Consider the following 23,494-nt stretch of genomic DNA (forward strand, 5'->3'; position numbering starts at 1 on the left):
GCTAATTTACAACTCTAAACGCCTACTTTCTTTGAATTCAGTTTAATTCTCTTGATCCTTTCCTTCAGGGCACTACCCGTTTTCTTTGCCGCCGCGAATAGTATCATTACCGTCAGATCCGATTAGTCGATCGTTATCGTTATTGCCGCTGATAAAATCATTGCCAACACCGCCATCAATTGAATCCGATTCTTTGCCGCCCAATAAGCTGTCATTCCCACCTGCGCCATTAATTGTATCAGCACCTTGCATTCCATTAATAATGTCAACACCATCTCCACCGATGAGATTATCTTTCCCAGAAAGGGCAAAAATTGGCAATCCCGCAGCAGTTGCAGGTATTTGAGAATCGCCACTATCTGATAGGAAATAATTGCCGCCGCTGGCTGTATTCTTCGGTGCTGTCGTCGGGCTGCCGTCCCCTGTAGCATTGGGTATGGGCGAAGTAATCGAGACTAATGTGCTGGGTGTTGGAGTTGGAGTTGGAGTTGGAGTTGGAGTTGGAGTTGGAGTTGGAGTTGGAGTTGGAGTTGGAGTTGGAGTTGGTGCGGGATTGACACTACCGTCAAGGGAAGTAGCAAAAACTTGCGTCCAGTAGTGATTGTAATTGACGCTGCCAGTATCGTTGGCTAAGAAATAGTAACCAATGCCAATCTCTTTCAGATTCGGGTTAAGAATGTTAGTCCGGTGGCCAGGGCTGTTCATCCACGATGATACAACTTGTTCCGGTGTAGACGATCCCGCAGCGATATTTTCTGCTGCCGAGCTGAATTTATAGCCCGTTGCAGTAATCCGACTTCCCATTGACGAACCATCTTTTCCGGTATGGGAAAAGAAGTCTTGCAGTGCCATATTTTGGCTCTGAGTTTGCGCGGCACTGAGTAATTGAGTATTTAAGGTTAGGGGGGGCAAACTTAATTTGCCGCGTTCTATGTTCGTGAGTTCTAAAACTTTATAAATAAAGTTTTGATTGGTTATATTTGGTGCGATTTGAGAAGCCGATCGCTCTCCTGTTAAAATGTCCACAGACTGAGCGCCGGAAGTTTGTATTTTTTCGAGCATGGGGATGATAAGTAGTTGTAAGACTTGACGAAAGCTGGTAGATTGCTTACTGTCTTAACGATAGTTTCCCCGATCGCAGCCTGGGCACGCTTTAATAATTGTGTTATTCCCTGCCACTATTGTATCTATTTTTATTATAGCTATTTTCAAAATGCGGATGTCAAGATCCGGAATTTGCTTGAAAAAGGGTAGGGTGCGATCGCCTGTGGCATCAATACAACCCACATTCCCCACCCCCTTAGTGTCACACAGAATAATTACCCACAACCATCTTTTTTTAAAGTGATAAATTATACTTTATAATGATTCTTATCCGTTAATACACGTAAAAAATAATAATTTATAGTTTAATTGCTCGATCAAAATAAGTAAAAACCGATTGTGACAGTTGACAGTGCGGAATGTGGGATACGATTTTAGATTTTAGATTTTTCCTGATTAGTAAGGTTGATATTGCGCACCCAGTTCGCGGGTTGGGGGCTAGAAACCCGGTTTCTACGAGTTTGGCGTTTAGTTACGAAAAATATATGAAGAAACCGGGTTTCAGCAGATTAGCGATCGCGCGCCAACTAAGTTTTTAGTAGAAACCTCACCAAAGATTCTAAATTAATTCAAAATTTACCACTCAAAATTCACAATTTCAAACTATTCTCTTGTCCGACTTTAGCCTCCTGAGCAACTTGCTCAACGTCATCTTTGGCGAGAATTTCCAAAGCCGCCCCTGCTTCTGCGCCGCCCAACCGTCCCAAAGCTTGAGCGACTCTGTAACGGATTTGCCAATCTGCATTGGAAGCGTAGGGAAGCAGCAGCGGCAGCGCCCGTTTATCTCCCAATTCACCTAATGCGCTAATGGCAATGGTTTGAATCAACTCGTTTTCAGAAGTCAGGGCATTTTCTAACATGGGAAATGCTTTTGGATCGCCCATTTCTCCCAAAGCTGCGACGATACTGAGTTGCACCAACCATTCAGATGTACTGCTGTAAACTTGTTGCAAATCGTCTAAAGCAGCGGTTAATTTCAATGCGCCCAAAGCATCGGCTGCTGCTGCTTGCACGTCGGGTTCGGGGTCGTTATTCAGGCTGTTCCGCAGTACCTCTAAAGCGTTCGGCAGATTCTGGGTGCCGAGGGTTGACATTTGGCTGACTGCTGCGTAACGAACGCGGACGTTTTTGTCGCCGATCGCAATTTGAATCAAATTATAGGCGATCGCAGGTTCTAGTTGTCGCAGTTGGTTGACACCTCGCAGCCTTTCACCAAAATCCTCGGAATTTAGCAATTGTTCGACAGACTCAGGGTTAATGCTCATTCGATTTTAAATTTGGTAATTGAGAAGAAGGAAGAAGGAAGAAGGAAGAGGGAAGAAGGAAGAAATATTTCTGCGCGTATTCCTGACTTTTTACTCGCGAATCTAGAGACTTATTGCATAAATCTTTGATTGATAGGGAAGCCTGAGATAAACGCAAATAAACGCGGATAATTTCCCAAAAAGCGAGCGAATCAAAGCAATTAACGTCTTAGATAATTGGTGATTGCCAAACGTTGAGAGATTGAAGGAGCGATCGACTCATGTTTTGATACAATCCTTCAACTGCAACAATTAATTAAGATTCGGCCGCCATCGATCGGATAATATCTCCCCTAGTGAGGATGCCGATTAATTTGCCCGCAGTATCGACTACCAGCAATCGGTGGATGCTGCGATCGTGCATGAGTTTTGCAGCTTCTGGGACAGATTTGTCGGGTTCGATGGTAACTGGCTCTTTACTCATCGCTTCTCCTACTGTTTGTCCTAAAGCCTTGTGGAGTTCTCGCTCGTAACGACCTGGATTTTCTAGGTAAATCACGCTATCGAGTACCATGATGTAAGCGGGCGGAGTTACGCCGGTTTCGCGCCACATCAAGTCGGTTTCGGAGATGACTCCTACTAACAAGTCATTCTCATCTACGACGGGAAGACCGCTAATGTGTCGATCGGCTAAAATTTGAATCGCTTCATTTAAAGGCATTTCGGGGCGCGCCAAAATCGGCTCGCGGCTCATCAGATCGGCTACTGTTTTGGGCATGATTGGCGGTTGATTGAGTTTTTGCTCTACATCCGATCATATAGGGAAACCGTGACACCGATTGAAGAAAGGCAGCTCTGCTGAAGCGATTTGCGATCGGGTAGAAGCCAGGAAAAATTTTGAATGCCATAATTTGAAAGGTTTTTGCGATCGCATCCTGAAATTCTGCCGTTTGTGTGACACAGGCGGGCGATCGATCTGACAACATTGTTAAAATATGTTAAACAGCAGATAAATCCTTACCGATGCCAGAATTTCCAGCCCCAGAAGCAGATACCCAATCAGAAGCGCGCTGTGTATTAGTTTGCCAGTATCAATCTTGCCTGAGACACGGTTCAGCAGCAGTGCTAGCTGCTTTTGAAGCCCAACCAGTCCCAGGGGTGACTGTTCAGGCTTGTAGCTGTCAGGGACAGTGCAACACGGGCCCGACTGTGCGAGTCACTCCAGACGAAATCTGGTATTGTCGAGTTAAACCGAGTGATGTACCCTTGATTGTGGAAGAGCACCTCAAAGGGGGAAAACCTGTAGAGGCGCTGTTCAATCCGAGAATTCATATGCGTTATTATTATTAGTCTTGACTTGATTCGGTGAAACTTTCAAGCTCTGGCGCATCTAATAGACCTCTTGCTTTCATTCGCTTTCCAATCAGGAAATTATCTGCGTTTATCTGTGTTAATCTGCCTTAAATCTGCGGTTTTTGTATTAATCAAAAAATCATAAAATCTTATCTATTATGGAAATTACGCTTTGAAAATCAAACGAATTGCAGTTAGTTTGTTCATGCTAATTATCGGATACACTCCGCAGGTAGTAGCTCAAACGCCTGCGGTGGCTGGGGATATTTGTCCTGGAGATTTGGGGGCGAAAGTTGATGCGATCGCCAATCGTGCTGAATTTAGCCGATCGCGCTGGGGCATTTTGATTCAACCGCTATCATCTACCGCGACTCTCTACAGCCGCGACGCCACCAAATATTTCATTCCAGCATCGAATGTCAAGCTGCTAACCACGGCGGCTGCTTTGCATAAACTCGGTGCGGATTTTCGGATTAAGACATCGGTTTACAGCGGCGCAAATGGGAGTTTGTACGTTGCCGGGAGGGGCGATCCGACCATTGGGGAGGCTCAGTTGAAGGACTTGGCGCAGCAGTTGAAACGGCGCGGAGTCGATCGCATAAACGAGTTGATTGGCGATGACAGCTATTTTCAAGGCAGTGCAGTCAATCCGAATTGGGAATGGGAAGACGCGCAAGCTGGCTATGGCGCGCCGGTTAACAGTTTGATTTACAATCAAAATGCGATCGAGTTTCTGTTGTCCCCGCAGGCGATCGGGCAACCCCTGAAAGTCACTTTTGCCGAACCAAAATTAGCAAATCAGTGGCAAATTTTGAACAATTCAGTCACAGTCTCTAAAAACGAATCCGAGTTTATTGAAGTTGGCAGAGAATTCGATCGGCCCGCAATTCGAGTTAGTGGACAGTTGCAAGTTGGTGCAGAATCTGAATCAGCTTATGTCGCAGTTATCAATCCCGCCAATAACTTTTTGCAACATTTTCAGCAAGTTCTGGCCGCTGAAGGAATCCCTGTTAAACAAGCTTTAGTTTCGTCTAGTTCTCGCAATTTCACTCAGGAATTAGCCTTTGTTGAATCGCCACCGCTGGCCCAATTGGTGAAGGAAACTAATCGGGAAAGTAACAATCTTTATGCAGAAATTTTATTGAGATTGTTGGGGAAAATTACAGGCAAGATACCTGTGCCGCAAGAGGATACAAGTGAAATTGGTTTAAAAGAGTTAAAAACAGCTTTAACTCAATTAGGCGTAAATCCCAACAGCTACATATTAGCCGACGGCTCCGGTTTGTCTCGCCACAATTTAATTAGTCCAGAAGCCTTGGTGCAAACTTTGAGATTGATGGCTAATTCACCTGCTGCGTCTATCTACCGCGCTTCACTACCCGTGGCTGGCGAAAGTGGCACTTTAAAAAATCGCATTAACATTACACCAAACCGCGTCATTTTGCAAGCAAAAACAGGAACCTTGAGCGGAGTTTCGGCGCTATCGGGATATATCGAAGTTCCGAATTACGAGCCGCTGGTGTTTAGCATTATTGTCAATCAATCAGACCTGTCGGCTGCAAAATTGCGATCGGCAACGGACGAAATTGTGTTATTATTGAACCGCCTGCGTCGCTGTTAAAACAACAGACTTAAGGTGAGAAAGTTAAGCTCAGTAATTACACTTAAAAAACCGGACACGACCAAACCGTACAAGTTTTAAGTTTAACTACATTCCTGCGGCGGGGATCGAAAAGCAGCTACAATAAAAGCAGAAGAATTAAAACCATTGGGTCGTTTGGGCCTGCTAACAGTCGGCGGGTTCTGTACTTCCCGAAAATAAGTCTAACTTTGCAACTATGAAGTCTTTAGATTCCGAACAGCAACACATCTTTGTCGAAACCAACAACATCCGCCTGCACTGCGTTTCCCAAGGAGAAGGGGAGCTTGTTCTGCTGCTGCACGGGTTCCCAGAGTTTTGGTACTCTTGGCGCCATCAAATCCCTGCTTTAGCGCGTCATTTCAAGGTTGTGGTACCGGATTTGCGGGGCTACAACGATTCGGATAAGCCGACAACCGGTTATGATTTGGATACGCTGAGTGCTGATATTCGCGGTTTGATCGATCGCCTCGGCTATACAAAAGCGCACATTGTCGGTCACGATTGCGGCGGTGCAATCGCGTGGCATATAGCTCAAAAATTCCCCGAAAAACTCAACCGCTTAGCAATTTTAAACGCTCCGCACCCGCAGCGATTCGTGCAAGAAATGGCAAGCAATTTAGACCAACTCCGGCGCAGTTGGCACATTTTGGCTTTTCAGGTTCCCGGCATCCCCGAATGGTTGATCCGGCAGAATTTGAAAAATTTTGTGCAAAATATTTTTCAGGGTCAAGCTATTCGCAAAGGAGCTTTTAGCGCTGAGGAAACTAAGATTTATCAGACTGCTTTAGAAAAGCCGGGAGTCTTAGCTGCGGCGATGAATTATTACCAGCAAATGTTTCACCCGCAGCGGCTTTGGCATTGGGCGCAGAAGTTAGAACCTGTGACAGTGCCTACTTTGGTGCTTTGGGGAGAAGAAGATGCGTTTTTGAGCCACACACTTGTAGAAGGTTTAGATCGGTTAATTACGGCTCCGTTTAAGTTGAAATTAATCCCTAATTGCGGTCACTGGGTTCAGCAGGAAGCGCCGCAAACGGTGAATCGAGAATTACTGAATTTTTTGAGGAATTCTTCTCCTTTTTTGGCTTTGGCCTAGAAAAAAATTAACCCTTGTAAATAAGAATGGGCAAGATGCCCGTTCCACAAGAACATTAAATTTTTGTGGAACGGGCATCTTGCCCGTTCTTAATATCTGATGCACCCTACTTATTTATTAGTCCCAGAGCAAATTTTCTTGGATCAGCAGTGCAATCATCGCAGTTCTCGAACAAACACCGAGTTTGATAAAAATCCGCCTCACGTAAGTAGCAACCGTCCAGTGACTGATATTTAAATTTTTGGCAATACATTTGTTTGGCAGGCCTTGAGCTACTAATTGCGCGATCGCCCTTTCCCGTGGACTAAGGCTAATTTCCGGTTTGTAAATTGTGCTTTGCATAGTTTTGCAGTGCAGTGACGAGTGAAATTTTTAATCAATTAATGGTAGAATCCCCAGTTTTTCTCGAACTTCAGATAAAGGAGTTTCCCAGTCAGATGCAACTTCCCAATCAATTAGCCGATCGGCTAATTTTCCGTGTTTTAAGCCTTTGATAATTTGTCCGATCGCGCATTTGCCACTTAGCAATCCAACTAACACTAAAATCGCACAGGAAGGACGAAATACTTGAGCGCGAGTAAACGCTTGAAGTACAAATTCATCTTCTGCAGAAGGCGAAAGACCTGTGAGAACGTGCCAAACGTCGTGGTTTCGTTGAATCCAGTCACCAGATGCGATCGGCTCAAACCCTTGTTTGTCTAAAAATCGCGCCACTTCGCACCCTAATGTTCCTGCTGGCAGTTGGCGCAATTTTTCCAAGTCTATTTCAAAATGTCGATCGCTCTCAATTTGAGGATTAATTGTTTGAGCCATCTTTAATATAACTCCTAATTGACCGTCAGCCATAATTTATTCTCGCTCCAACAATGATTTAAGTTTCTTAAAAATTAAATTCGCGTTTGTCAAGTTCATTTTTGCGCTGAATCAAGACGACTTTTTTTACACCCTCAGCTTAGAAATCGTACTTTCTATCACCGCAATTGGCTTTCCGGAGCTTTAATATTTCTTTACAAACAGTCTCAGATTTGCAATCTGCCAGTTGTCAAAATCGCGTTAGTGTTAGTTACCGCAACTTGACCCACCGGGAAATATCCGTAAAATCCACAGTATTTAGCGGTGATTGGAACTCCTTTACTTACGTATATAAATTTATTCTGCTGCTAAGTATTTGCACCTGCAATGAGTCAGAAGTTGAAGGGTGCAAAACGAGGGAAATGGGTGCTAGCAAGTGAAGAGAGTTGAAAAGACGTGAAGTAGGGTGAAGTAAACAGTTGACAGTTAACAGTTGATAGTTGACAGCTTGCCCTGTAGCAATATTATTCGCAGGGTGTGTCGCCATTAAAAATTTCTGAATTAAAATCGACTTTTCGAGTAGCGACGCACCTCAATAGCTCTCGGTGACAGAAATTTCCCTGGGCGATCGCACTTGGAGCGAGCTAGTATTTGAGGAGATTAAATTCTTCAATTTTGCCTTTAACTGAGACGTATTGACCAGTGCGCTGTCGCTCAAATGAGTGACACTCGCTTGCATCGACTGGTAAAGTATGGGGCTGCTAGCTATAAATAAAGTAGAAGTTTATAAAATGTATTGCCATAAAACGAGTTAATCTTTGGTTTTCAGCAGGAGTTTTGGCATTAATTTGGTGCGGTGCTGCTAGCGCTACAACTTATATTAATCCCAACGGCAAAACTACTTTAAACCTGTCAGAAAAAGTAAACAATCCTAACGGTTTTTATTTTACAAAAGTAGGCAATCGCGATTTTTTTGGCAATATTAAAATTACCCGTTCCCAACAAGCAGCAGGCTCTTACTATTACAATGGAACTTTCAAAGACATTTCGACTGGGCCCCAATACCTCTCGGTTAAGGAAATTGGGCCAGGCTCAGGCTAACGAGTTTACAAGTATTTCAGGAGATTAAATCCTTCAATTTTGTGCTTAACCGAGAGGTATTGGACTGGGCCCGGCAAAACAATTGACATCTCCCCTCGCCTTTTCAGGCTAGGGAGATGTCAAAGCAGCAATTATGCAATAGTAGGTTGGATTTCTGTACATTGAACCCAACCTACTATTGCTAATAACTAATGACTAATCACTAATGACTAATCACTACCAAAGTTAGACTTCTTCCAACTCTTCTACATCCTGATCTTCATCAACATCCTCATCCGCATCAACATCAACATCAACATCAGGATCAACAGGAGCGACAGAATTAGCAGAAACTACAGCACCAGTCTCAAGTTTTTCCCGTACTAGCCGCTCGATCTCATTTTTGAAATCGATATTTTTCTCCATGTGTTGAATCACTTTGTCACGTCCTTGAGCAATATTTTCGCCGTTATAGCTATACCAAGAACCTTTTTTCAAAATCACTCCCATTTCGTCTGCCAAGTCAGTCAGACAGCCTAAAGTCGAAATGCCTTTGCCAAATACAATGTCAAATTCGGCAATGCGGAAAGGCGGAGCAACTTTGTTTTTAGCAACCTTAACTTTGGTGCGGTTGCCGTATTCTTCAGTACCTTTTTTCAAGCTTTGAATGCGGCGAATGTCGAGCCGCACGCTGGCGTAGAATTTGAGTGCGTTACCGCCGGTTGTTGTTTCGGGGTTGCCGTAAGTTATGCCGATTTTCTGCCGCAATTGGTTGAGGAAAATCACGGTACAGCCTGATTTGCCGATGTTGCCGGTGATTTTGCGAAGTGCTTGACTCATCAAGCGGGCTTGCAAACCCATGTGGGAGTCGCCCATGTCGCCTTCGATTTCGGCGCGGGGGACGAGGGCGGCTACGGAGTCAATGACTACGATATCGACGGCGACGGATCGCACGAGTTGATCGACAATTTCTAGGGCCATTTCGCCGGTATCCGGCTGGGAAACTAAGAGATTTTCAATATCTACGCCTAATGCTGAGGCGTAGGTGGGATCGAGGGCGTGCTCGGCATCGACGAAGGCTGCGATACCGCCGGTTTTTTGGACTTCGGCGATCGCGTGGAGCGCTAGAGTGGTTTTACCGGAACTTTCGGGGCCGTAAATTTCAATGACTCGGCCTTTTGGCAAACCGCCGCCCAAAGCAATGTCCAGTGTCAGGGCTCCGGTGGGGATGGTTTCTACCCTCATGCGAGTGGAGTCTCCCAATCGGACGATCGCCCCTTTGCCAAAGCTGCGCTCGATTTGGGACAGTACGGAAGTTAGGGCTTTTTGCTTTTCTGTGTTTTCAGTAGTTTTTGTAGAAGCTTCTTTTTTTGCCATTTTCGGTACGCGGGTAGACCCCTTGCGGAGCTTGTTGATTAACTGTACAACACGTATGTTAGCAGTTATTTTTGGGGTCTGGAGGTTCTGGGAGGATTTGGTTTAAGATTCTTGATTTTGGGGTGGTTCAGCCTGAGCCAGCTTCCAGAAGGCACTCATGTAGAATGTATTCGGCATCCGGCAGAGGGTAGAATTATTGTCGGTTGGGGTATAGCGGTTCTCAAGCGTGGTGAGGTATGCCCTATGCCATATCCCCTATGCCATATCCCGGAAGCGTACCTAATATGAGAGCTCGAAAGGCTATATATACTGGTATCGATCGCTCGCTTGAGTAAGGTTTAGCATGGTCTATAGTTCCTCTGGGACGATCGCCACAATTAGGACAAGCATGGCATCTACAACACATCAAGACACATCTGTTAATCCCAAAATTCCCCAAAATTCCCGGTTGCTGATCAGCTTATTGGCGATCGGCATTTTACTAGGAATCGGATTTCGGTTCTTCGAGATCGATCGCAAACTTTACTGGCACGACGAAGTTTACACATCAATCCGCGCCGCAGGTTTCACCAGGCAAGAAATAGACGACGCACTATTCCAAAACCGAATTATTCCCGCACCAGAATTGCAGAAATATCAGCGGATCAAACCGGGAAGTACAGCAGCAGATACAATTCGTTCTTTAGCACTAGAAGACCCACAACATCCGCCTTTGTACTTTCTCATGGCTCGTTTGTGGATGCAGCAATTTGGCAGTTCTCTAGCAGCATCCCGCAGTTTGCCAGCAATATTGAGTTTGCTGTCACTGCCTTTGATGTACGCTTTAGCTCAGGAACTTTTCGCCTCAAAAAATGCGGCCTTAGTAGCAACAGCACTGTTAGCTTTATCTCCCTTTGACATCTTGTTTGCCCAGACAGCAAGGCAGTACAGTTTTCTGACAACCGTAGTTATTGGCAGCAGTTGGCTACTGTTGAGAGCAGTGCGGTTGCGGGGTTGGCAAAATTGGGCCTATTACTCGCTGGCGATCGCGATCGGCTTATACACTCACCCTTTCTTCAGTTTAACACTGATCGGACACGGAGTTTTTATAATTGCTTGCTGGCTGTTTGTCAAACAAAGAAAATTGCGAAGTCATTTAACTAATTCTCAATTTTTCTTGGCAGTAACAGCAGCTTTAATCTTATATCTGCCGTGGATTTATGTGCTGGCGACCAATCTCCAACGAGCCTCAGCTACGACAGATTGGACGCGAGTAAATCCGGGTTGGCTGTATTTAGCAAAATTGTGGACTCTCAGCTTTACAGCCTTATTTTTTGACTTCGACTTAGGCTTTGACAATATCTGGACTTATCTGCTGAGATTGCCATTTTTGCTGTTAATTGGGGCAGCCCTTTACCAAATCTGCCGCCAAACTAGCAGTTCAACTAAGCTGTTTATTTTAACATCAATTTTTGTACCTTTTTTGATGCTGGCTTTACCGGATATCATTCTAGGTGGCAAACGTTCCGCCGTCAGCCGCTATCTAATTTCGTGCTTTCCGGGAGTACAGCTAGCAGTTGCTTGCTTGCTCGCAAGTAATGTGAAAACTCAGCAGCGGTTTTGGCAAGTAGTTTTAGCCGGGATATTTACAGCAAGCATAGCATCCTGTACGATCAGTGCTGTTTCTGATACTTGGTGGAGCAAAGACTTGAGCTATTTTAATGCTGAAGTTGCGAGAAATATTAACAAAGAGGCGATCGCTAATCGATCGATTAAAGATACAATAGTAATTAGTGATCGCGGTAACGACTTTACTAACATGGGAGATTTGCTTTCCCTGAGTTATTTGCTTGACAAAGATGTACGGCTGATGCTGCTGAGCCAGTCGCCAGATCTGGAAATGCTGAACAGATATTCTGCTCCTCTGGTATTCCGCCCTTCGGAAAAATTGCGATCGGCATTCAAGCAAAATCAACGGCGGCTAGAACCTATATTGGAATATCCCAGACTTTTTCGAGTGCGACGAGCTTCTTAAAGTAACTTGACATAAATTCGCGATCATCCCCGGTAGGGTGCCCCGGAAAAAACTGTTTGACTTACTTCAGGTATCTGGGCTGACGCACCCTACATCTACATCTATTTAGGATAACGAAATGCAAAATATAAATAAATCCGATTCCGAACACTCGCAGAAGTTTCGCAATCTTCAGACAGAATTGCGAGAACGTTGGCGAGAAATCGAAGAATTCGATAGCGGAGATTGTGACATTATCGTCATTCCTTCTCTTAGTTTAGATCAGCAAGAAATACTGAAAGTTGAGGGTGCTTACCACTACGAAGAGCGGCATTTATTTTCATTGATTCGCCTGCGAAATCCCCGCACGCGCTTAATTTATATTACCTCGGAGCCACTGCACCCGATGATTGTGGATTATTACCTGCAATTGCTCCCAGGTATTCCATTTTCTCACGCGCGCGATCGGCTTTTGCTGTTTTCTACTTATGATGCTTCTGCCAAACCTCTTACCCAGAAAATTTTGGATCGTCCCCGCTTGATGGAGCGCATTCGTCAAGCAGTGCGGCCGACAAAATGTTATATGGTTTGTTACAACTCGACGCATTTAGAACGCGAATTATCTGTTAAATTGGGTATTCCTCTGTGGGCGAGCGATCCTGATTTGTTATACTGGGGAACAAAAAGCGGCAGCAGGCAGATTTTCAAAGAAGCTGGCGTGCCTTATCCTGACGGTTCCGAGTTGGTTTGGAATGCGGAAGATTTGGCGGAAGCTGCGGCCGAGTTGTGGGAAAGGCAGCCGGATTTGCAGCGGATAGTAATTAAGTTAAATGAAGGTTTTTCGGGGGAAGGAAATGCAATTTTGGATCTAAAACCGATCGCGAATCAAGCACCTCAAGAAAGAGTTAAAGCAATTGGCGATTGCTTCCACAATTTGCGATTTCAATCCACAGGCGAAACCTGGGAAAATTTCAGCAGTCGCATTCCCGAATTAGGGGCAATTGCCGAAGCATTTATCGAAGGATCAGAAAAGCGATCGCCCAGTGTTCAAGGTCGAATTGTTCCCAGTGGCGAAGTAGAAATCCTCTCAACCCACGACCAGATTTTAGGAGGCCCAGACGGTCAAATTTTCTTGGGTTGCCGATTTCCGGCGGATGAATCCTATCGGCTGGCGCTGCAAGAATCGGGATGGAAAGTCGGGAAAAATTTAGCTGAAAAAGGTGCTTTGGAGCGATTTGGAGTGGATTATGTTGCCGTCAAGCAATCGGACGGCCAATGGGATCTTCAAGCAATAGAAATTAACTTACGAAAAGGAGGTACAACTCATCCGTTTATGGCTTTGAAACTGTTAACAAACGGTCGCTACGAGCGAACTACCGGATTATTTTACAGCCAGCAGGGCCGTCCGAAATATTATGTGGCTTCGGACAATTTGAAAAAGGAGCGGTATCGGGGATTATTGCCGAATGATTTGATGGATATTATTGCTGACAATCAACTCCACTTTGACAGCGGTACTGAGACAGGGAGTGTGTTTCATTTAATGGGTTGTTTGTCGGAGTTTGGCAAACTTGGACTGACGAGTATCGGCAATTCGCCGCAAGAAGCGGAGGATATGTATAACAAGGTTGTGAAAGTGCTCGATCGCGAAACTTCATACTAAATCCCAAGCAGTCATTGGTCAGTAGTCATTAGTCATTGGTCAGTAGTCATTAGTCATTGGTGATTTAAGCTAATCACCAAAGCACAGGGGATTTAAGCCCCCACCTTTAGGTGGATTGTTTTTAGGCTGGGGCTTAAATCCCCTGCCTAAAAACTTCGCACTCATCTGTCATCTGTCAACTGTCAACTGTTAACTGTTAACTGTTAACGCAGGTTTTACGCTGCGGAATTTTAGGTTGTGGCTAATTTTTAGTGGGATAAAGTGGCGTGGGATCGATCGACCCTGTGCGGTTGAGAGGCCAAAAACGGACGATCGCCCTACCGATGATATTTTCCTTGGGTACAAAGCCCCAATAATGGCTGTCACAGCTTGCGTTGCGGTTGTCGCCGAACACCAAGTAAGAATTTTGAGATACAACTACAGGCCCGTAGGGATAATTGGGAATTTCTTCAATATACTTTTCCTGTAGCGGCTGCTTGTTGATAAAAACTTTTCCCTCTTTGACTTCCACAGTATCCCCCGGAAGTCCGATTACTCGCTTGATGTAGGCATCTTTGATCGGTGGCGGCTGTCCCGTGCACAAACTCGCCGAATCGGGAGGCATAAATACGATAATATCTCCTCGGTGCGGATCTTGGAATCGATAGCTCACCTTGTCTATGATTAATCGATCGTTAATTTGCAAGGTTGGGAGCATCGAGCCAGTAGGAATGTAGCGAGCTTCAGCAACCAGGGTGCGGATGCCAAAGGCTAAAAATGCTGCTAAGCCGATCGTCTTAATTCCTTCTATCCAAGGATTCTCGGTATCTTGCGGTGGTTTTTCGTCGGCTGACTTGTCTAGACGAGTCATAAGTATTTAAGTCACTGGGCTAAATACAAATTATAGACTTAATTCGGAATTTTTTGAGGAAATCTGCAAAATCTTTGTGGGCAGGGGGAGTTTTTGTATTATCTGGTTGAGTCAAGTACATCGAGGATCACTCTAGAAGTTACAAATTTTCCGAAACTTAGTTATAGTCATTACTATTTTTAAAGCTATTTTAATGGTAAGATTTGTCCATGCTTCTACGCACATTAGTGATTGAATTATAGCTTATGCCGACCACATCAAGTTTGTTAATCCGTCGCGCTCGCATTCTGTTACCCGATGGCGAGTTTTTGGTAGGGGACGTGCTAATTAGCGATGGCAAAATTGTTCGAGTTGCTCCTGAGATTGTCGCAGAGGCCGATCGCGAAATAGATGCGATCGGCTTAACTCTGTTACCCGGAGTAATTGACCCGCAGGTACACTTCCGCGAACCAGGTCTGGAACACAAGGAAGATTTGTTTACCGCTAGCTGTGCGTGCGCTAAGGGCGGTGTGACATCGTTTTTGGAAATGCCCAATACGCGACCTCTGACAACAACGCAAGCTGCTTTAGATGATAAGCTAAGCCGTGCTGCTGACAAGTGTTTGGTCAATTACGGCTTTTTTATTGGGGCCACGCCGGAGAATTTGCCGGATTTGTTGGATGCGAATCCGACTCCGGGGATTAAGGTGTTTATGGGTTCGATGCACGGACAGCTTTTGATGGATGGAGAGGAAAATTTAGAGCGAGTTTTCTCTAAGGGCAATCGATTAATTGCAGTACACGCCGAAGATCAAACTAGAATTAATCAGCGTCGTCAGGAATTTGCCGGCAGTACCGATTTAGCAGTCCACTCGCAAATTCAAGACAATCAAGCAGCCTTGTTAGCCACTCAGCTAGCCGTAAAACTTTCTAAAAAATATCAACGCCGACTGCATATTTTGCATCTTTCAACTGGCGATGAAGCCGAGTTTTTGCGACAAGAAAAACCGAGTTGGGTAACAGCGGAAGTAACGCCACAGCATTTGTTGTTAAATACCAGCGCATATCAGAAGATTGGCAGTTTAGCTCAGATGAATCCGCCATTGCGCGAGCCCCGCGACAACGAAATACTTTGGCAAGCTTTACTCGACGGCGTAATTGATTGTATCGCCACAGATCACGCGCCGCATACATTAGCAGAAAAAGCTCAAGAGTATCCAAATAGTCCATCGGGAATGCCCGGAGTAGAAACTTCTTTGCCTTTGATGCTGACGCAAGCAGTCGAGGGAAAATGTACTGTAGCGCAAGTTTCTCATTGGATGTCGGCGGCAGTTGCTAAGGCTTATAAAATTCCCAATAAAGGGAAAATTGCTCCAGGTTTGGATGCAGATTTAGTATTGGTAGATTTGGACAAATACCGCCCGGTGATCGGAAAAGAGATGGCGAGTAAATGCGGCTGGAGTTCCTTTGAAGGTTGGAATTTAACTGGATGGCCCGTGGTGACGGTTGTGGGAGGAAAAGTTGTTTTTGAGAATGGCAAGTTGGATACAAATGTCAGGGGAGAAGCCTTGAGATTTGACGATGAGAGATAAGAATCGGCGGTTGAAACCGCGACTACACAAACTAAGTCCGCCTCCGCGGACTAAAGAATCAGGTCGGATTTAAGCGGTAGGGTGCGTCAGTTTGGAAATTGTAAATTATCACGAAAAATGTTGTTCTGACGCACCATTTATTCCGGGCTTGCGTCAGTTTTGAGATTGTGAGATTGTCGCGACAATCTCACGCTTCTGACGCACCCTACTTCACTCCAAAACTGACACCAAAATTTGTGCTAAACTTATAAAAGCATATTCCCTTATTGTCAAGGCGATATTACCTATGCTCCAAGAATTAGAAACACAACTTCTTGCCTTAACTCCGACCGAGAAATCTGAAGCAATACGGCTGTTAACCCAAAGTTTAAGCAATAGCTGGCCAGGAATAACCAAGACTCCCGGAGTTTGTGGTGGCGATGCTTGTATTGCCAAAACTCGGATTCCAGTTTGGGGACTGGTAGAGTCTCGCCGTCTGGGTATCACTGAATCAGAACTGCTAAATGACTATCCTCATATTAGCGCTGCCGACTTAGTGAATGCTTGGAGTTACGCTAATGCAAATCTTGATGAAATTGAAGCAGCCATCAAAAAAAATGAGGAAGCTTGAACTATGGTGCGTATTTATGCGGACGAACATTTCCCGCGCATAGTTAGCGAATTCTTGCGAACTGTGGGTCACGATGTGTTAACAGTTCAAGAAGCAGGAAATCCAAATCTGGGAATTCCCGATCCAGAGGTGCTAGAATTTGCTACGAGTAACGATAGAGCTGTTTTGACATTAAATAGGTTTGATTTCATCGGACTGCACAAACATCAGCCAAACCATGCGGGTATTATTGTTTGTAAAGATGACAGAGATAGAAATCGGTTGGCAATACGCATCAATGAGACTATTTCAATGGAAGAAACTTTGAGGGGAAAATTGATTCGAGTCAACCGCCCGCCGCAGTAAGTACGCGCCAGCGTAGCTATCCCGTAGGAAATCGCCCTTTTTCAATTTTCCCATTGCCTATCCAATAAATCGCCATTCCCCATCACTTCAACTTGCCACTCGTTATCTAGATAACTCAAAGAAATTTAAAAACAAATCTCTGGTTGATACTGTCTCCAGGACAGCACCAAAAAATTGTGCTAAAACACTCAGAATATATTCCCTTATTGTCAAGGCGATATTACCTATGCTCCAAGAATTAGAAACACAACTTCTTGCCTTAACTCCGACAGAAAAATCTGAAGCAATACGGCTGTTAACTCAAAGTTTAAACAATAGCTGGCCGGGAATTACCAAGACTCCCGGAGTTTGTGGTGGCGATGCTTGTATTGCCAAAACTCGACTGCCCGTTTGGCTGTTTGTGAGTTTACGCAGTCAAGGTACAACGGATGCTGAAATTCTGCAATTTTATCCTTATTTGAATGCTATAAATTTAGTCAATGTCTGGACTTATGCTGAGGAAAATTCAGAAGAAATTGCCACAGCACTCAGAGAAGAAGCAGCAGCAATGATGCAGGAAGTATAATTTATGGCACGTCTTTATGCAGATAAACAGTTCCCGTTTCCTGTTGTGGCATTGCTGCGAAATTTTGGTCACGATGCCCTGACTATTCAAGAGGCAGGAAATGCTGGAGATGATGACCCAGAAGTATTAGCTTTTGCTGCAAATAACGATCGCACGGTGATGACGCAAAATCGCCGGCATTTCATACGCTTGCACGCTGAACAACCTAACCATTCTGGCATTATCGTATGTACAGATGACAAAAATCTAGAAAGATTGGCAACACGCATTAATGATGCTATTGCTGGTGAGGAAACTTTGAGGGGAAAATTGATTCGAGTCAACCGCCCGCCACAGTAAGTGCGTGAAGCGTAGCTATCCCGCGCGTGAATCGCACTCGATCAATTTTCCCATTGCTAATCCAATAAATCGCCAGCGCCAATTACTTCAATTTGCCGCCCGTTATCTAGATAACTCAAAGAAATTTGCAAATAATTCTCTGGTTTGTACTGCAATCTTTCTGCCCATTCGATCGCCACAATCCCCAAATCCCTTTCTAATCCGTCCCAATAACTCTCTAAGTGCAAGGCTTCCGCTTCTTCGGGTTCCAGTCGATACAAGTCTAGATGGTACAGTGGAACTCGCCCTGCAAAATACTCGTTAATCAGGGTGAAAGTAGGACTTTCCACAGGTTCGGAGATTCCCAAACCTTCGGCTATACCTTGCACCAAGGTAGTTTTGCCTGTGCCTAAATCTCCTTGTAATAAGATTACAGTCCCGGCGGGGAGCGATCGACCTAACGCCATACCAAACTTGCGCGTAGCCTCAAAATCTGGCAGCAAAGTTTTCATTTCATTCATTAGTCAGTAGTCAGTAGTCAGTAGTCAGTAGTCAGTAGTCAGTAGCCTCCCCATCTCCCCATCTCCCCATCTCCCACTCTCCCCATCTCCCCATCTCCCCATCTCCCCATCTCCCCATCTCCCCATCTCCCCATCTCCCCATCTCCCCATCTCCCCCTCAAAGCAGCTTAAATGTTCTGCGCGCGCCCGTACCAACGCAGCAACATTCCCGCCAACCTTGGAGAATTGTGGCGAATTAAACCCGTATTTTTATCTTCATCCATCACATTGGCGATGACAATTCGCCGCCCCAATTGCGTTACGGCTTCGCGATCGAGCACAACCGGATAGGAATTCTCCTGAGAATAGCGGATTAAAGATTTTGCAGAAGGGACTTTTCCCTGCACTACTACAGCATCGAACAGGGGCCGGCCGCAAGCGCGATCGATCGCCCGAATGTGATCTGCAACGCTGTATCCGTCAGTTTCCCCCGGCTGAGTCATAATATTGCACACATAAATGCGCGGAACTTGACTATTGGCGATCGCATCAGCAATTTCCTTCACCAACAAATTTGGAATCACGCTCGTATAAAGACTTCCCGGCCCAATAATAATAAAATCCGCTTCCCGCAGCGCTTCGACTGCCCTGGGTAAAGCTGGAGGATTAGCAGGAGTGCAGCCAATTTTGACGATTTGGCCGTTAGCTTTGGTAATACTAGACTCCCCCTCAATTCTCCGGCCATCAGCCAGTTCTGCCCACAAAGAAACGTCGCTCAGAGTGGCCGGCAGCACTTCCCCCCTCACTGCTAAAACTTTAGAACTGGCTGCGATCGCCTGTTCCAAATCTCCAGCAATATCGCTCATTGCCGTCAAAAACAAATTCCCAAAACTGTGACCAACCAAACCGTCACCAGCCTGAAAGCGATATTGAAATAACTCAGTCAATAACTTTTCCTCATCTGCCAAAGCCGCCAAACAATTGCGAATATCCCCCGGTGGCAATACCCCAATCTCCCGCCGCAGTCGCCCAGAAGACCCGCCATCATCCGCCACGGTGACAATAGCAGTGATTTTGGCACTATAATCCTTCAATCCCCTAAGCAAGTGAGAAAGGCCTGTACCCCCTCCAATTGCTACAATTTTTGGGCCGCGGTGCAAGCGGCGGTGGGTGAGGAGTCGATCGACCAATTCCTCATTGCCTTCGGGCATCAGCACTTGAGTAATCGAGTTCAAGCTGCGAGTTTGACCCCACAGAATTAACAAAATCCCGGCAGCAATCACGATCGGCCCCGACAAGTAATTGGGAATAACTTCCGCAATCCAGGTCAAAAAATTTCTCAACAATTGCAACAGGAAAAAAATCGGAGTCATCCCAGTCCAAATCGCTAAACCCAAAGTGGCAAGTACCACACCGCTAGCACTGATCAGCAGCCACCGTTTCACCAACAGTCCGGGGGCCAACCACTTAAACCACTGGTGAACTCGCCCGTTCCGCAAAGAGGAAGGGTAAGGATTTCTGGATTGGGCAAAAACCTGCTTAGCTTTGGCAAAGACTCGCAGGGCTTTAGGAAATGAACTAATTGACATGGTTAATTAGTCTTAATGGTATTGGAATAGCTCAAGCTGACAAATTTACAATACAAGAGAGTTTTGATTCTGGCAGTCAATTTAAGTCATTAGTTATCAGTCATGAGTCATTAATGATTAGCTAGACTGATGACTGACAACATAATAGTCGCATTTTATGGCTGAGCCGCTAATCGAACTCAAGGGAGTAAGTAAGTCCTTCGGGGAGAACCCGATCCTCGATCGAGTGGATCTGAGGATTTATCGAGGAGAGGCCCTGGCAATTATTGGCCCTTCCGGGACGGGGAAATCTACGATTTTGCGGATAATCGCGGGTTTGTTGGCCCCGGATGCCGGTGAGGTTTTCGTTCAGGGACAGCGACGGGTCGGATGGGTGGACGACGTGACAGATCCGATCGGGATTGGGATGGTGTTTCAGCAAGCGGCTTTGTTTGATTCGCTGACGGTGGAGGAGAATGTCGGTTTTTTACTTTACCAGCATTCTAAGCTGCCGCGCCGCCGGATTCGGGAATTGGTCGAAGAGAAGTTACAGATGGTGGGTTTGCCGGGTATTGGCGAACGCTATCCGGCGCAGTTGTCTGGCGGAATGCGGAAGCGGGTAAGTTTTGCCCGCGCCATCATGGCGAATCCCGATAATGCGAGGGATAATCCAGAGGTTTTGTTGTACGACGAACCGACGGCGGGTTTAGATCCCATCGCCTCGACGGTAATTGAAGATTTAATCCGCGACTTGCAGGTGGCCCAAGGTGTTTGCAGCACTTATGCGATCGTCACTCACCAAGAGAGTACCATTCGCCGCACTGCCGATCGCATCGTGTTTCTCTATCGAGGAAAAGTGCAGTGGGAGGGAACTGTCAGCGATATTGCATCAACAGATAATTTGTTAATTAAACAATTTTTTAGCGGCAGCGTTACCGGCCCGATTCAAGTGATTGGATAGTCAGTTAGCAGTTGGCAGTTGATAGTTGGCAGTTGGCAGTTGGCAGTTGATAGTTGGCAGTTGGCAGTGGTTAATTGTTTGTATTATTGGGAGATAAAATATGTCACAAACAAATTTTCAGAGGTTAGATGTTTATAAATTATCCGAAAAATTAGCTGATTAAATTTGGAATATAGTTATAAAATGGGATGCACTAGCAAAAGATACTGTCGGGAAGCAAATTATTCGCTCTGCTGATAGTATTGGTGCTAATATTGCTGAAGGAGATGGTCGAGGCAGCTATCAGGATCATCGGCGATTTATCAAAATTGCCAGAGGTTCTTTATCTGAAACAAAGCACTGGTTGAGACGGGCTTATACTAGGGAACTACTAACAAGTACGCAAGTAGAAACACTCAAGCCAATTATTGACGAACTGTCGCCCAGGCTAAACGCCTATCTAAAATCTATAGGCAACACATCACAAAAAAATTAAAAACTGCCAACTATCAACTATCAACTGCCAACGATCAACGGCCAACTATCAACTATCAACTATCAACTATCAACTATCAACTATCAACTATCAACTGCCAACTGCCAACTATCAATTGCTAAAGGAGGCAATATGCGATCGCGAACTATGAGGGAAGGTTCTGTCGGGTTCTTGATTTTAGTAGGAATCGGCTTATTTGGCGGCTTAGTGCTCTGGCTGCGGGGCGTGCAGCTAGGCAACCGCAGCTACAAATTCGCCGTAGAATTTGCCAGCGCCCAGGGAATGCAAATAGGCACCCCCGTCAGGTATCGCGGGGTTGCAGTCGGTAAAATTACCACACTAAAACCCAGTTCCAACGGCGTAGACGTGACGCTGGAGATTGCCCCCGGTACTTTAGTTATGCCGCGCGATGTTACGATCGAAGCGAATAAATCGGGTTTAATTGGCGAATCGTCGATCGACATTAGCCCCAACTCAATTTTGCCAGATTCCTTACTTACCGCCAATCCCTTTAGTGCCGACTGTCCCCCAGAAATTATCTGCAAAAATTCGCGCTTAAAAGGTCAAGCTGGAGTCAGTCTAGACGAACTAATTCGCTCCACAGTCCGCCTAGCTAATTTATACACCGACCCCGCGCTCTTCAACAATATTAAATCAATTGCAGAGAATACAGTCAGTACAGCTAAAGGTGCAGCTAAACTCACTCAAGATTTATCAAGTTTAACTCAGACTGCCAAAACAGAAATCAAAACATTGAATAAATCTGTAACGGGAGATGTTGGTAAATTAAGTGAGTCGGTAAAAACCGAATTGGCAACCTTAAATCAATCCTTGAAAGGGGAAGCTAACAGTTTAAATCAATCTTTGAAAGGGGAGGCAACCAGTTTAAATAAATCATTAAAAGGAGAAGTAAGCAGTTTAAATCAATCGCTCAAGGGGGAAATGTCAGGAGTCGCCGCAGATGTTTCTAAAGTAGCAGCCACAGCGGACACTTCCACAAAAGCCGTATCCGCAGCCGCGATAAATTCAGCCAATTCAGTAACTCAAGCAGCCAATAAAATTACATTAACAGCCAACGAAGTCAATTCATTAGTAACAACCAACCGCGCCAGCTTAGTCTCAACCCTGAATAACATCAATCAAAGCAGCCAAGAATTGCGGGTAGCCGTCAGCGGTTTAAGTCCAACAATTAATCGCATCAACCAAGGACAATTGCTCAATAATTTAGAGATTTTATCAGCAAATGCTGCCCAAGCTTCTGGTAATTTGCGAGATTTATCCAACCAGGTAAACAATCCCGCAACTTTGCTATTATTGCAGCAAACTCTAGATTCTGCACGAGCTACATTTCAGAACGTGCAGAAAATAACTTCTGACGTTGATGAAGTGACCGGAGATCCGGCTTTCCGCAACAACATTCGCAGGTTATTCAATGGATTGGGAGGCTTGTTGGGTTCGACAGAACAACTGCGGCAGCAAGTTAAAGTCGCTCAAACATTAGCTCCGATTTCTGAGAAAGTAAATGCGAGAACAACTGCGAGCAATCAATCAGTCAAGCCGAGATTCCCCAGTTTGCACAAACAAGACAAATTGCCTCTTATACCTCCTGTTCAAGCTGTAAAATCAGCAGAACCAGTTGCTTCTGAAAATACTCCTTGAGACATGATACAATTGAATAATCACAATCATTGCAAGATTCGCAATTTCCTGTATTTACACCAAGAAAACAAAATCAATTCAACAATATTGGTAGGGTGTGCCGCCAGAGAGCGTACCCTAAAAAAGACAGAAAATCTTATAGCGACTCACCACTAACAATTTTTGAGTAAACAAACTCAACTAAGAGTGTTGTAGCAACGATTTTTTAAATTCGTATTAGTAACTTGCACATTGCGAACTCCGGCATTAAAGTTTCTGTTCAAATTCTATCAAAAAAAGCCTTTTAGCCGAAACAAGAAAAACCAATGACACAAACATTATCGAAACCTGCGGAAACCCAAGCCAAGTATAATATCACTTGGGAAAAGTTGCCAGACGACTTTCAATTGCCGGACGATCCCGTGGAAAACATCGACCAACCACTGTTAGCCGCCGCCCTACGAGAAGCCTTGGATCTCGCAGGATTTATCATCGCTTCGATGCTGATAGCTTCCAATTTTGGACTCTGTGCGAAAGTTAACGAAAAAACAGTAGTAAAAGCACCAGATTGGGTGTACGTTCCCTCGGTATTGCCAGCAGAACCAGGAGAAGTTCGCCGCAGTTATACGCGGAATGCTGAGGGAGAAGTACCCGCAGTAGTGATGGAGTTTTTATCGCAGGGTAAGAGCATCTTCATTAAGCTTGACACAAAGGTTCAGAAGAACCTAAGATATGATCGGCGAAACAAGAAG

General features: G+C 45.1%; 24 protein-coding genes and 1 pseudogene. 16 read left to right on the forward strand and 9 right to left on the reverse strand.

The features are described 5' to 3' along the window. Positions 1-72: 72 nt before the first annotated feature. The 3 genes from QUB66_RS27835 to QUB66_RS27845 form a co-directional block, all read right to left on the reverse strand. A complete protein-coding gene (locus tag QUB66_RS27835; protein WP_332970507.1) occupies positions 73-1,062 on the reverse strand; it encodes a CAP domain-containing protein in 990 nt (329 codons plus the stop codon). Positions 1,063-1,694: 632 nt separating this feature from the next. Then, positions 1,695-2,369, reverse strand: a complete 675-nt coding sequence (nblB, locus tag QUB66_RS27840) for a phycobilisome degradation protein NblB (protein ID WP_332970508.1) — start codon at positions 2,367-2,369, stop codon at positions 1,695-1,697. Positions 2,370-2,664: 295 nt separating this feature from the next. Then, a complete protein-coding gene (locus tag QUB66_RS27845) occupies positions 2,665-3,126 on the reverse strand; it encodes a CBS domain-containing protein (RefSeq protein ID WP_106333204.1) in 462 nt (153 codons plus the stop codon). A 61-nt stretch (positions 3,127-3,187) separates the two neighbouring features. On the opposite strand from QUB66_RS27845, the gene QUB66_RS27850 reads away from it, so the two are divergent. The 4 genes from QUB66_RS27850 (at position 3,188) to QUB66_RS27865 (ending at position 6,436) form a co-directional block, all read left to right on the forward strand. Beyond that, positions 3,188-3,328 (forward strand): hypothetical protein, encoded by a 141-nt coding sequence (locus QUB66_RS27850; protein WP_265238665.1) that lies wholly within the window; start codon positions 3,188-3,190, stop codon positions 3,326-3,328. A gap of 43 nt (positions 3,329-3,371) precedes the next feature. Continuing rightward, the gene (locus tag QUB66_RS27855; protein ID WP_265238664.1) at positions 3,372-3,698 is read left to right on the forward strand and encodes a (2Fe-2S) ferredoxin domain-containing protein; all 327 of its coding nucleotides are present in this window, start codon (positions 3,372-3,374) and stop codon (positions 3,696-3,698) included. Between the two features lie 208 nt (positions 3,699-3,906). Next, complete coding sequence (gene dacB / locus QUB66_RS27860; protein ID WP_442923340.1) at positions 3,907-5,322, forward strand: D-alanyl-D-alanine carboxypeptidase/D-alanyl-D-alanine endopeptidase; 1,416 nt, start codon at positions 3,907-3,909, stop codon at positions 5,320-5,322. A 217-nt stretch (positions 5,323-5,539) separates the two neighbouring features. After that, the gene (locus tag QUB66_RS27865) at positions 5,540-6,436 is read left to right on the forward strand and encodes an alpha/beta fold hydrolase (protein WP_265238663.1); all 897 of its coding nucleotides are present in this window, start codon (positions 5,540-5,542) and stop codon (positions 6,434-6,436) included. Positions 6,437-6,553: 117 nt separating this feature from the next. Here QUB66_RS27865 and QUB66_RS27870 read toward each other — a convergent pair whose 3' ends face one another. Beyond that, positions 6,554-6,778, reverse strand: coding sequence for a response regulator transcription factor (locus tag QUB66_RS27870; RefSeq protein WP_265238661.1), 225 nt, complete (start codon positions 6,776-6,778; stop codon positions 6,554-6,556). Between the two features lie 30 nt (positions 6,779-6,808). Continuing rightward, the gene (locus QUB66_RS27875; protein WP_265238659.1) at positions 6,809-7,282 is read right to left on the reverse strand and encodes a Coq4 family protein; all 474 of its coding nucleotides are present in this window, start codon (positions 7,280-7,282) and stop codon (positions 6,809-6,811) included. Positions 7,283-8,065: 783 nt separating this feature from the next. On the opposite strand from QUB66_RS27875, the gene QUB66_RS27880 reads away from it, so the two are divergent. Further along, positions 8,066-8,329, forward strand: a complete 264-nt coding sequence (locus QUB66_RS27880; RefSeq protein ID WP_265238657.1) for a hypothetical protein — start codon at positions 8,066-8,068, stop codon at positions 8,327-8,329. A gap of 225 nt (positions 8,330-8,554) precedes the next feature. Here QUB66_RS27880 and recA read toward each other — a convergent pair whose 3' ends face one another. Further along, the gene (gene recA, locus QUB66_RS27885) at positions 8,555-9,685 is read right to left on the reverse strand and encodes a recombinase RecA (RefSeq protein WP_265238656.1); all 1,131 of its coding nucleotides are present in this window, start codon (positions 9,683-9,685) and stop codon (positions 8,555-8,557) included. A 343-nt stretch (positions 9,686-10,028) separates the two neighbouring features. On the opposite strand from recA, the gene QUB66_RS27890 reads away from it, so the two are divergent. Together QUB66_RS27890 and QUB66_RS27895 are read left to right on the forward strand one after the other, a co-directional pair. Beyond that, positions 10,029-11,699, forward strand: coding sequence for a glycosyltransferase family 39 protein (locus tag QUB66_RS27890; RefSeq protein ID WP_332970510.1), 1,671 nt, complete (start codon positions 10,029-10,031; stop codon positions 11,697-11,699). A 118-nt stretch (positions 11,700-11,817) separates the two neighbouring features. Further along, the gene (locus tag QUB66_RS27895; protein WP_265238654.1) at positions 11,818-13,341 is read left to right on the forward strand and encodes a peptide ligase PGM1-related protein; all 1,524 of its coding nucleotides are present in this window, start codon (positions 11,818-11,820) and stop codon (positions 13,339-13,341) included. 241 nt (positions 13,342-13,582) lie between these two features. Here QUB66_RS27895 and lepB read toward each other — a convergent pair whose 3' ends face one another. Continuing rightward, positions 13,583-14,191 (reverse strand): signal peptidase I, encoded by a 609-nt coding sequence (lepB, locus tag QUB66_RS27900; protein WP_265238653.1) that lies wholly within the window; start codon positions 14,189-14,191, stop codon positions 13,583-13,585. A 245-nt stretch (positions 14,192-14,436) separates the two neighbouring features. Between lepB and QUB66_RS27905 the strand changes: the two genes are divergently transcribed. The 5 genes from QUB66_RS27905 (at position 14,437) to QUB66_RS27925 (ending at position 17,621) form a co-directional block, all read left to right on the forward strand. Continuing rightward, positions 14,437-15,762, forward strand: coding sequence for a dihydroorotase (locus tag QUB66_RS27905; protein ID WP_332970512.1), 1,326 nt, complete (start codon positions 14,437-14,439; stop codon positions 15,760-15,762). A gap of 286 nt (positions 15,763-16,048) precedes the next feature. Then, a complete protein-coding gene (locus QUB66_RS27910) occupies positions 16,049-16,372 on the forward strand; it encodes a DUF433 domain-containing protein (protein WP_265238648.1) in 324 nt (107 codons plus the stop codon). Between the two features lie 3 nt (positions 16,373-16,375). Next, positions 16,376-16,717, forward strand: a complete 342-nt coding sequence (locus tag QUB66_RS27915; RefSeq protein ID WP_332970513.1) for a DUF5615 family PIN-like protein — start codon at positions 16,376-16,378, stop codon at positions 16,715-16,717. A gap of 226 nt (positions 16,718-16,943) precedes the next feature. After that, entirely contained in the window at positions 16,944-17,282 is a 339-nt protein-coding gene (locus QUB66_RS27920) for a DUF433 domain-containing protein (RefSeq protein WP_265238645.1), read from the forward strand. A 3-nt stretch (positions 17,283-17,285) separates the two neighbouring features. Then, positions 17,286-17,621: a DUF5615 family PIN-like protein gene (locus QUB66_RS27925; RefSeq protein ID WP_265238643.1), complete on the forward strand. Its 336-nt coding sequence runs from the start codon at positions 17,286-17,288 to the stop codon at positions 17,619-17,621. Between the two features lie 56 nt (positions 17,622-17,677). Here the strand turns inward: QUB66_RS27925 and tsaE are convergent, their stop codons facing one another. Together tsaE and QUB66_RS27935 are read right to left on the reverse strand one after the other, a co-directional pair. Next, a complete protein-coding gene (gene tsaE, locus QUB66_RS27930; protein ID WP_265238682.1) occupies positions 17,678-18,112 on the reverse strand; it encodes a tRNA (adenosine(37)-N6)-threonylcarbamoyltransferase complex ATPase subunit type 1 TsaE in 435 nt (144 codons plus the stop codon). Between the two features lie 176 nt (positions 18,113-18,288). Next, positions 18,289-19,689: a gluconeogenesis factor YvcK family protein gene (locus QUB66_RS27935; protein ID WP_265236581.1), complete on the reverse strand. Its 1,401-nt coding sequence runs from the start codon at positions 19,687-19,689 to the stop codon at positions 18,289-18,291. 157 nt (positions 19,690-19,846) lie between these two features. On the opposite strand from QUB66_RS27935, the gene QUB66_RS27940 reads away from it, so the two are divergent. From QUB66_RS27940 to QUB66_RS27955, 4 genes and pseudogenes are all read left to right on the forward strand, one after another. Further along, entirely contained in the window at positions 19,847-20,629 is a 783-nt protein-coding gene (locus tag QUB66_RS27940; RefSeq protein WP_265236579.1) for an ABC transporter ATP-binding protein, read from the forward strand. Between the two features lie 223 nt (positions 20,630-20,852). Continuing rightward, positions 20,853-21,104 carry a four helix bundle protein gene (locus QUB66_RS27945; protein WP_442923225.1) on the forward strand — a complete coding sequence of 84 codons (252 nt, stop codon included), beginning with the start codon at positions 20,853-20,855 and terminating at the stop codon, positions 21,102-21,104. 132 nt (positions 21,105-21,236) lie between these two features. Then, a complete protein-coding gene (locus QUB66_RS27950; protein WP_332970514.1) occupies positions 21,237-22,763 on the forward strand; it encodes an MlaD family protein in 1,527 nt (508 codons plus the stop codon). A 305-nt stretch (positions 22,764-23,068) separates the two neighbouring features. Next, positions 23,069-23,494 (forward strand): annotated as a pseudogene (locus tag QUB66_RS27955) (hypothetical protein); the annotation flags it as partial.

The sequence above is a fragment of the Microcoleus sp. A2-C3 genome (assembly GCF_036706065.1).
In the GTDB taxonomy this organism is placed as follows: Bacteria; Cyanobacteriota; Cyanobacteriia; order Cyanobacteriales; family Microcoleaceae; genus Microcoleus.

Bases quoted from the DNA above. Each gene is read 5' to 3' on its own strand.
- QUB66_RS27890 (WP_332970510.1), top strand. From the start codon at position 10,029: ATGGTCTATAGTTCCTCTGGGACGATCGCCACAATTAGGACAAGCATG.
- tsaE (WP_265238682.1), bottom strand. From the start codon at position 18,112: ATGAAAACTTTGCTGCCAGATTTTGAGGCTACGCGCAAGTTTGGTATG.
- QUB66_RS27925 (WP_265238643.1), top strand. From the start codon at position 17,286: ATGGCACGTCTTTATGCAGATAAACAGTTCCCGTTTCCTGTTGTGGCA.
- recA (WP_265238656.1), bottom strand. From the start codon at position 9,685: ATGGCAAAAAAAGAAGCTTCTACAAAAACTACTGAAAACACAGAAAAG.
- QUB66_RS27870 (WP_265238661.1), bottom strand. From the start codon at position 6,778: ATGCAAAGCACAATTTACAAACCGGAAATTAGCCTTAGTCCACGGGAA.
- QUB66_RS27910 (WP_265238648.1), top strand. From the start codon at position 16,049: ATGCTCCAAGAATTAGAAACACAACTTCTTGCCTTAACTCCGACCGAG.
- QUB66_RS27895 (WP_265238654.1), top strand. From the start codon at position 11,818: ATGCAAAATATAAATAAATCCGATTCCGAACACTCGCAGAAGTTTCGC.
- QUB66_RS27905 (WP_332970512.1), top strand. From the start codon at position 14,437: ATGCCGACCACATCAAGTTTGTTAATCCGTCGCGCTCGCATTCTGTTA.
- QUB66_RS27855 (WP_265238664.1), top strand. From the start codon at position 3,372: ATGCCAGAATTTCCAGCCCCAGAAGCAGATACCCAATCAGAAGCGCGC.
- dacB (WP_442923340.1), top strand. From the start codon at position 3,907: ATGCTAATTATCGGATACACTCCGCAGGTAGTAGCTCAAACGCCTGCG.
- QUB66_RS27875 (WP_265238659.1), bottom strand. From the start codon at position 7,282: ATGGCTGACGGTCAATTAGGAGTTATATTAAAGATGGCTCAAACAATT.
- lepB (WP_265238653.1), bottom strand. From the start codon at position 14,191: ATGACTCGTCTAGACAAGTCAGCCGACGAAAAACCACCGCAAGATACC.
- QUB66_RS27865 (WP_265238663.1), top strand. From the start codon at position 5,540: ATGAAGTCTTTAGATTCCGAACAGCAACACATCTTTGTCGAAACCAAC.
- QUB66_RS27950 (WP_332970514.1), top strand. From the start codon at position 21,237: ATGCGATCGCGAACTATGAGGGAAGGTTCTGTCGGGTTCTTGATTTTA.
- QUB66_RS27835 (WP_332970507.1), bottom strand. From the start codon at position 1,062: ATGCTCGAAAAAATACAAACTTCCGGCGCTCAGTCTGTGGACATTTTA.
- QUB66_RS27935 (WP_265236581.1), bottom strand. From the start codon at position 19,689: ATGTCAATTAGTTCATTTCCTAAAGCCCTGCGAGTCTTTGCCAAAGCT.
- QUB66_RS27845 (WP_106333204.1), bottom strand. From the start codon at position 3,126: ATGCCCAAAACAGTAGCCGATCTGATGAGCCGCGAGCCGATTTTGGCG.
- QUB66_RS27915 (WP_332970513.1), top strand. From the start codon at position 16,376: ATGGTGCGTATTTATGCGGACGAACATTTCCCGCGCATAGTTAGCGAA.
- nblB (WP_332970508.1), bottom strand. From the start codon at position 2,369: ATGAGCATTAACCCTGAGTCTGTCGAACAATTGCTAAATTCCGAGGAT.
- QUB66_RS27920 (WP_265238645.1), top strand. From the start codon at position 16,944: ATGCTCCAAGAATTAGAAACACAACTTCTTGCCTTAACTCCGACAGAA.
- QUB66_RS27940 (WP_265236579.1), top strand. From the start codon at position 19,847: ATGGCTGAGCCGCTAATCGAACTCAAGGGAGTAAGTAAGTCCTTCGGG.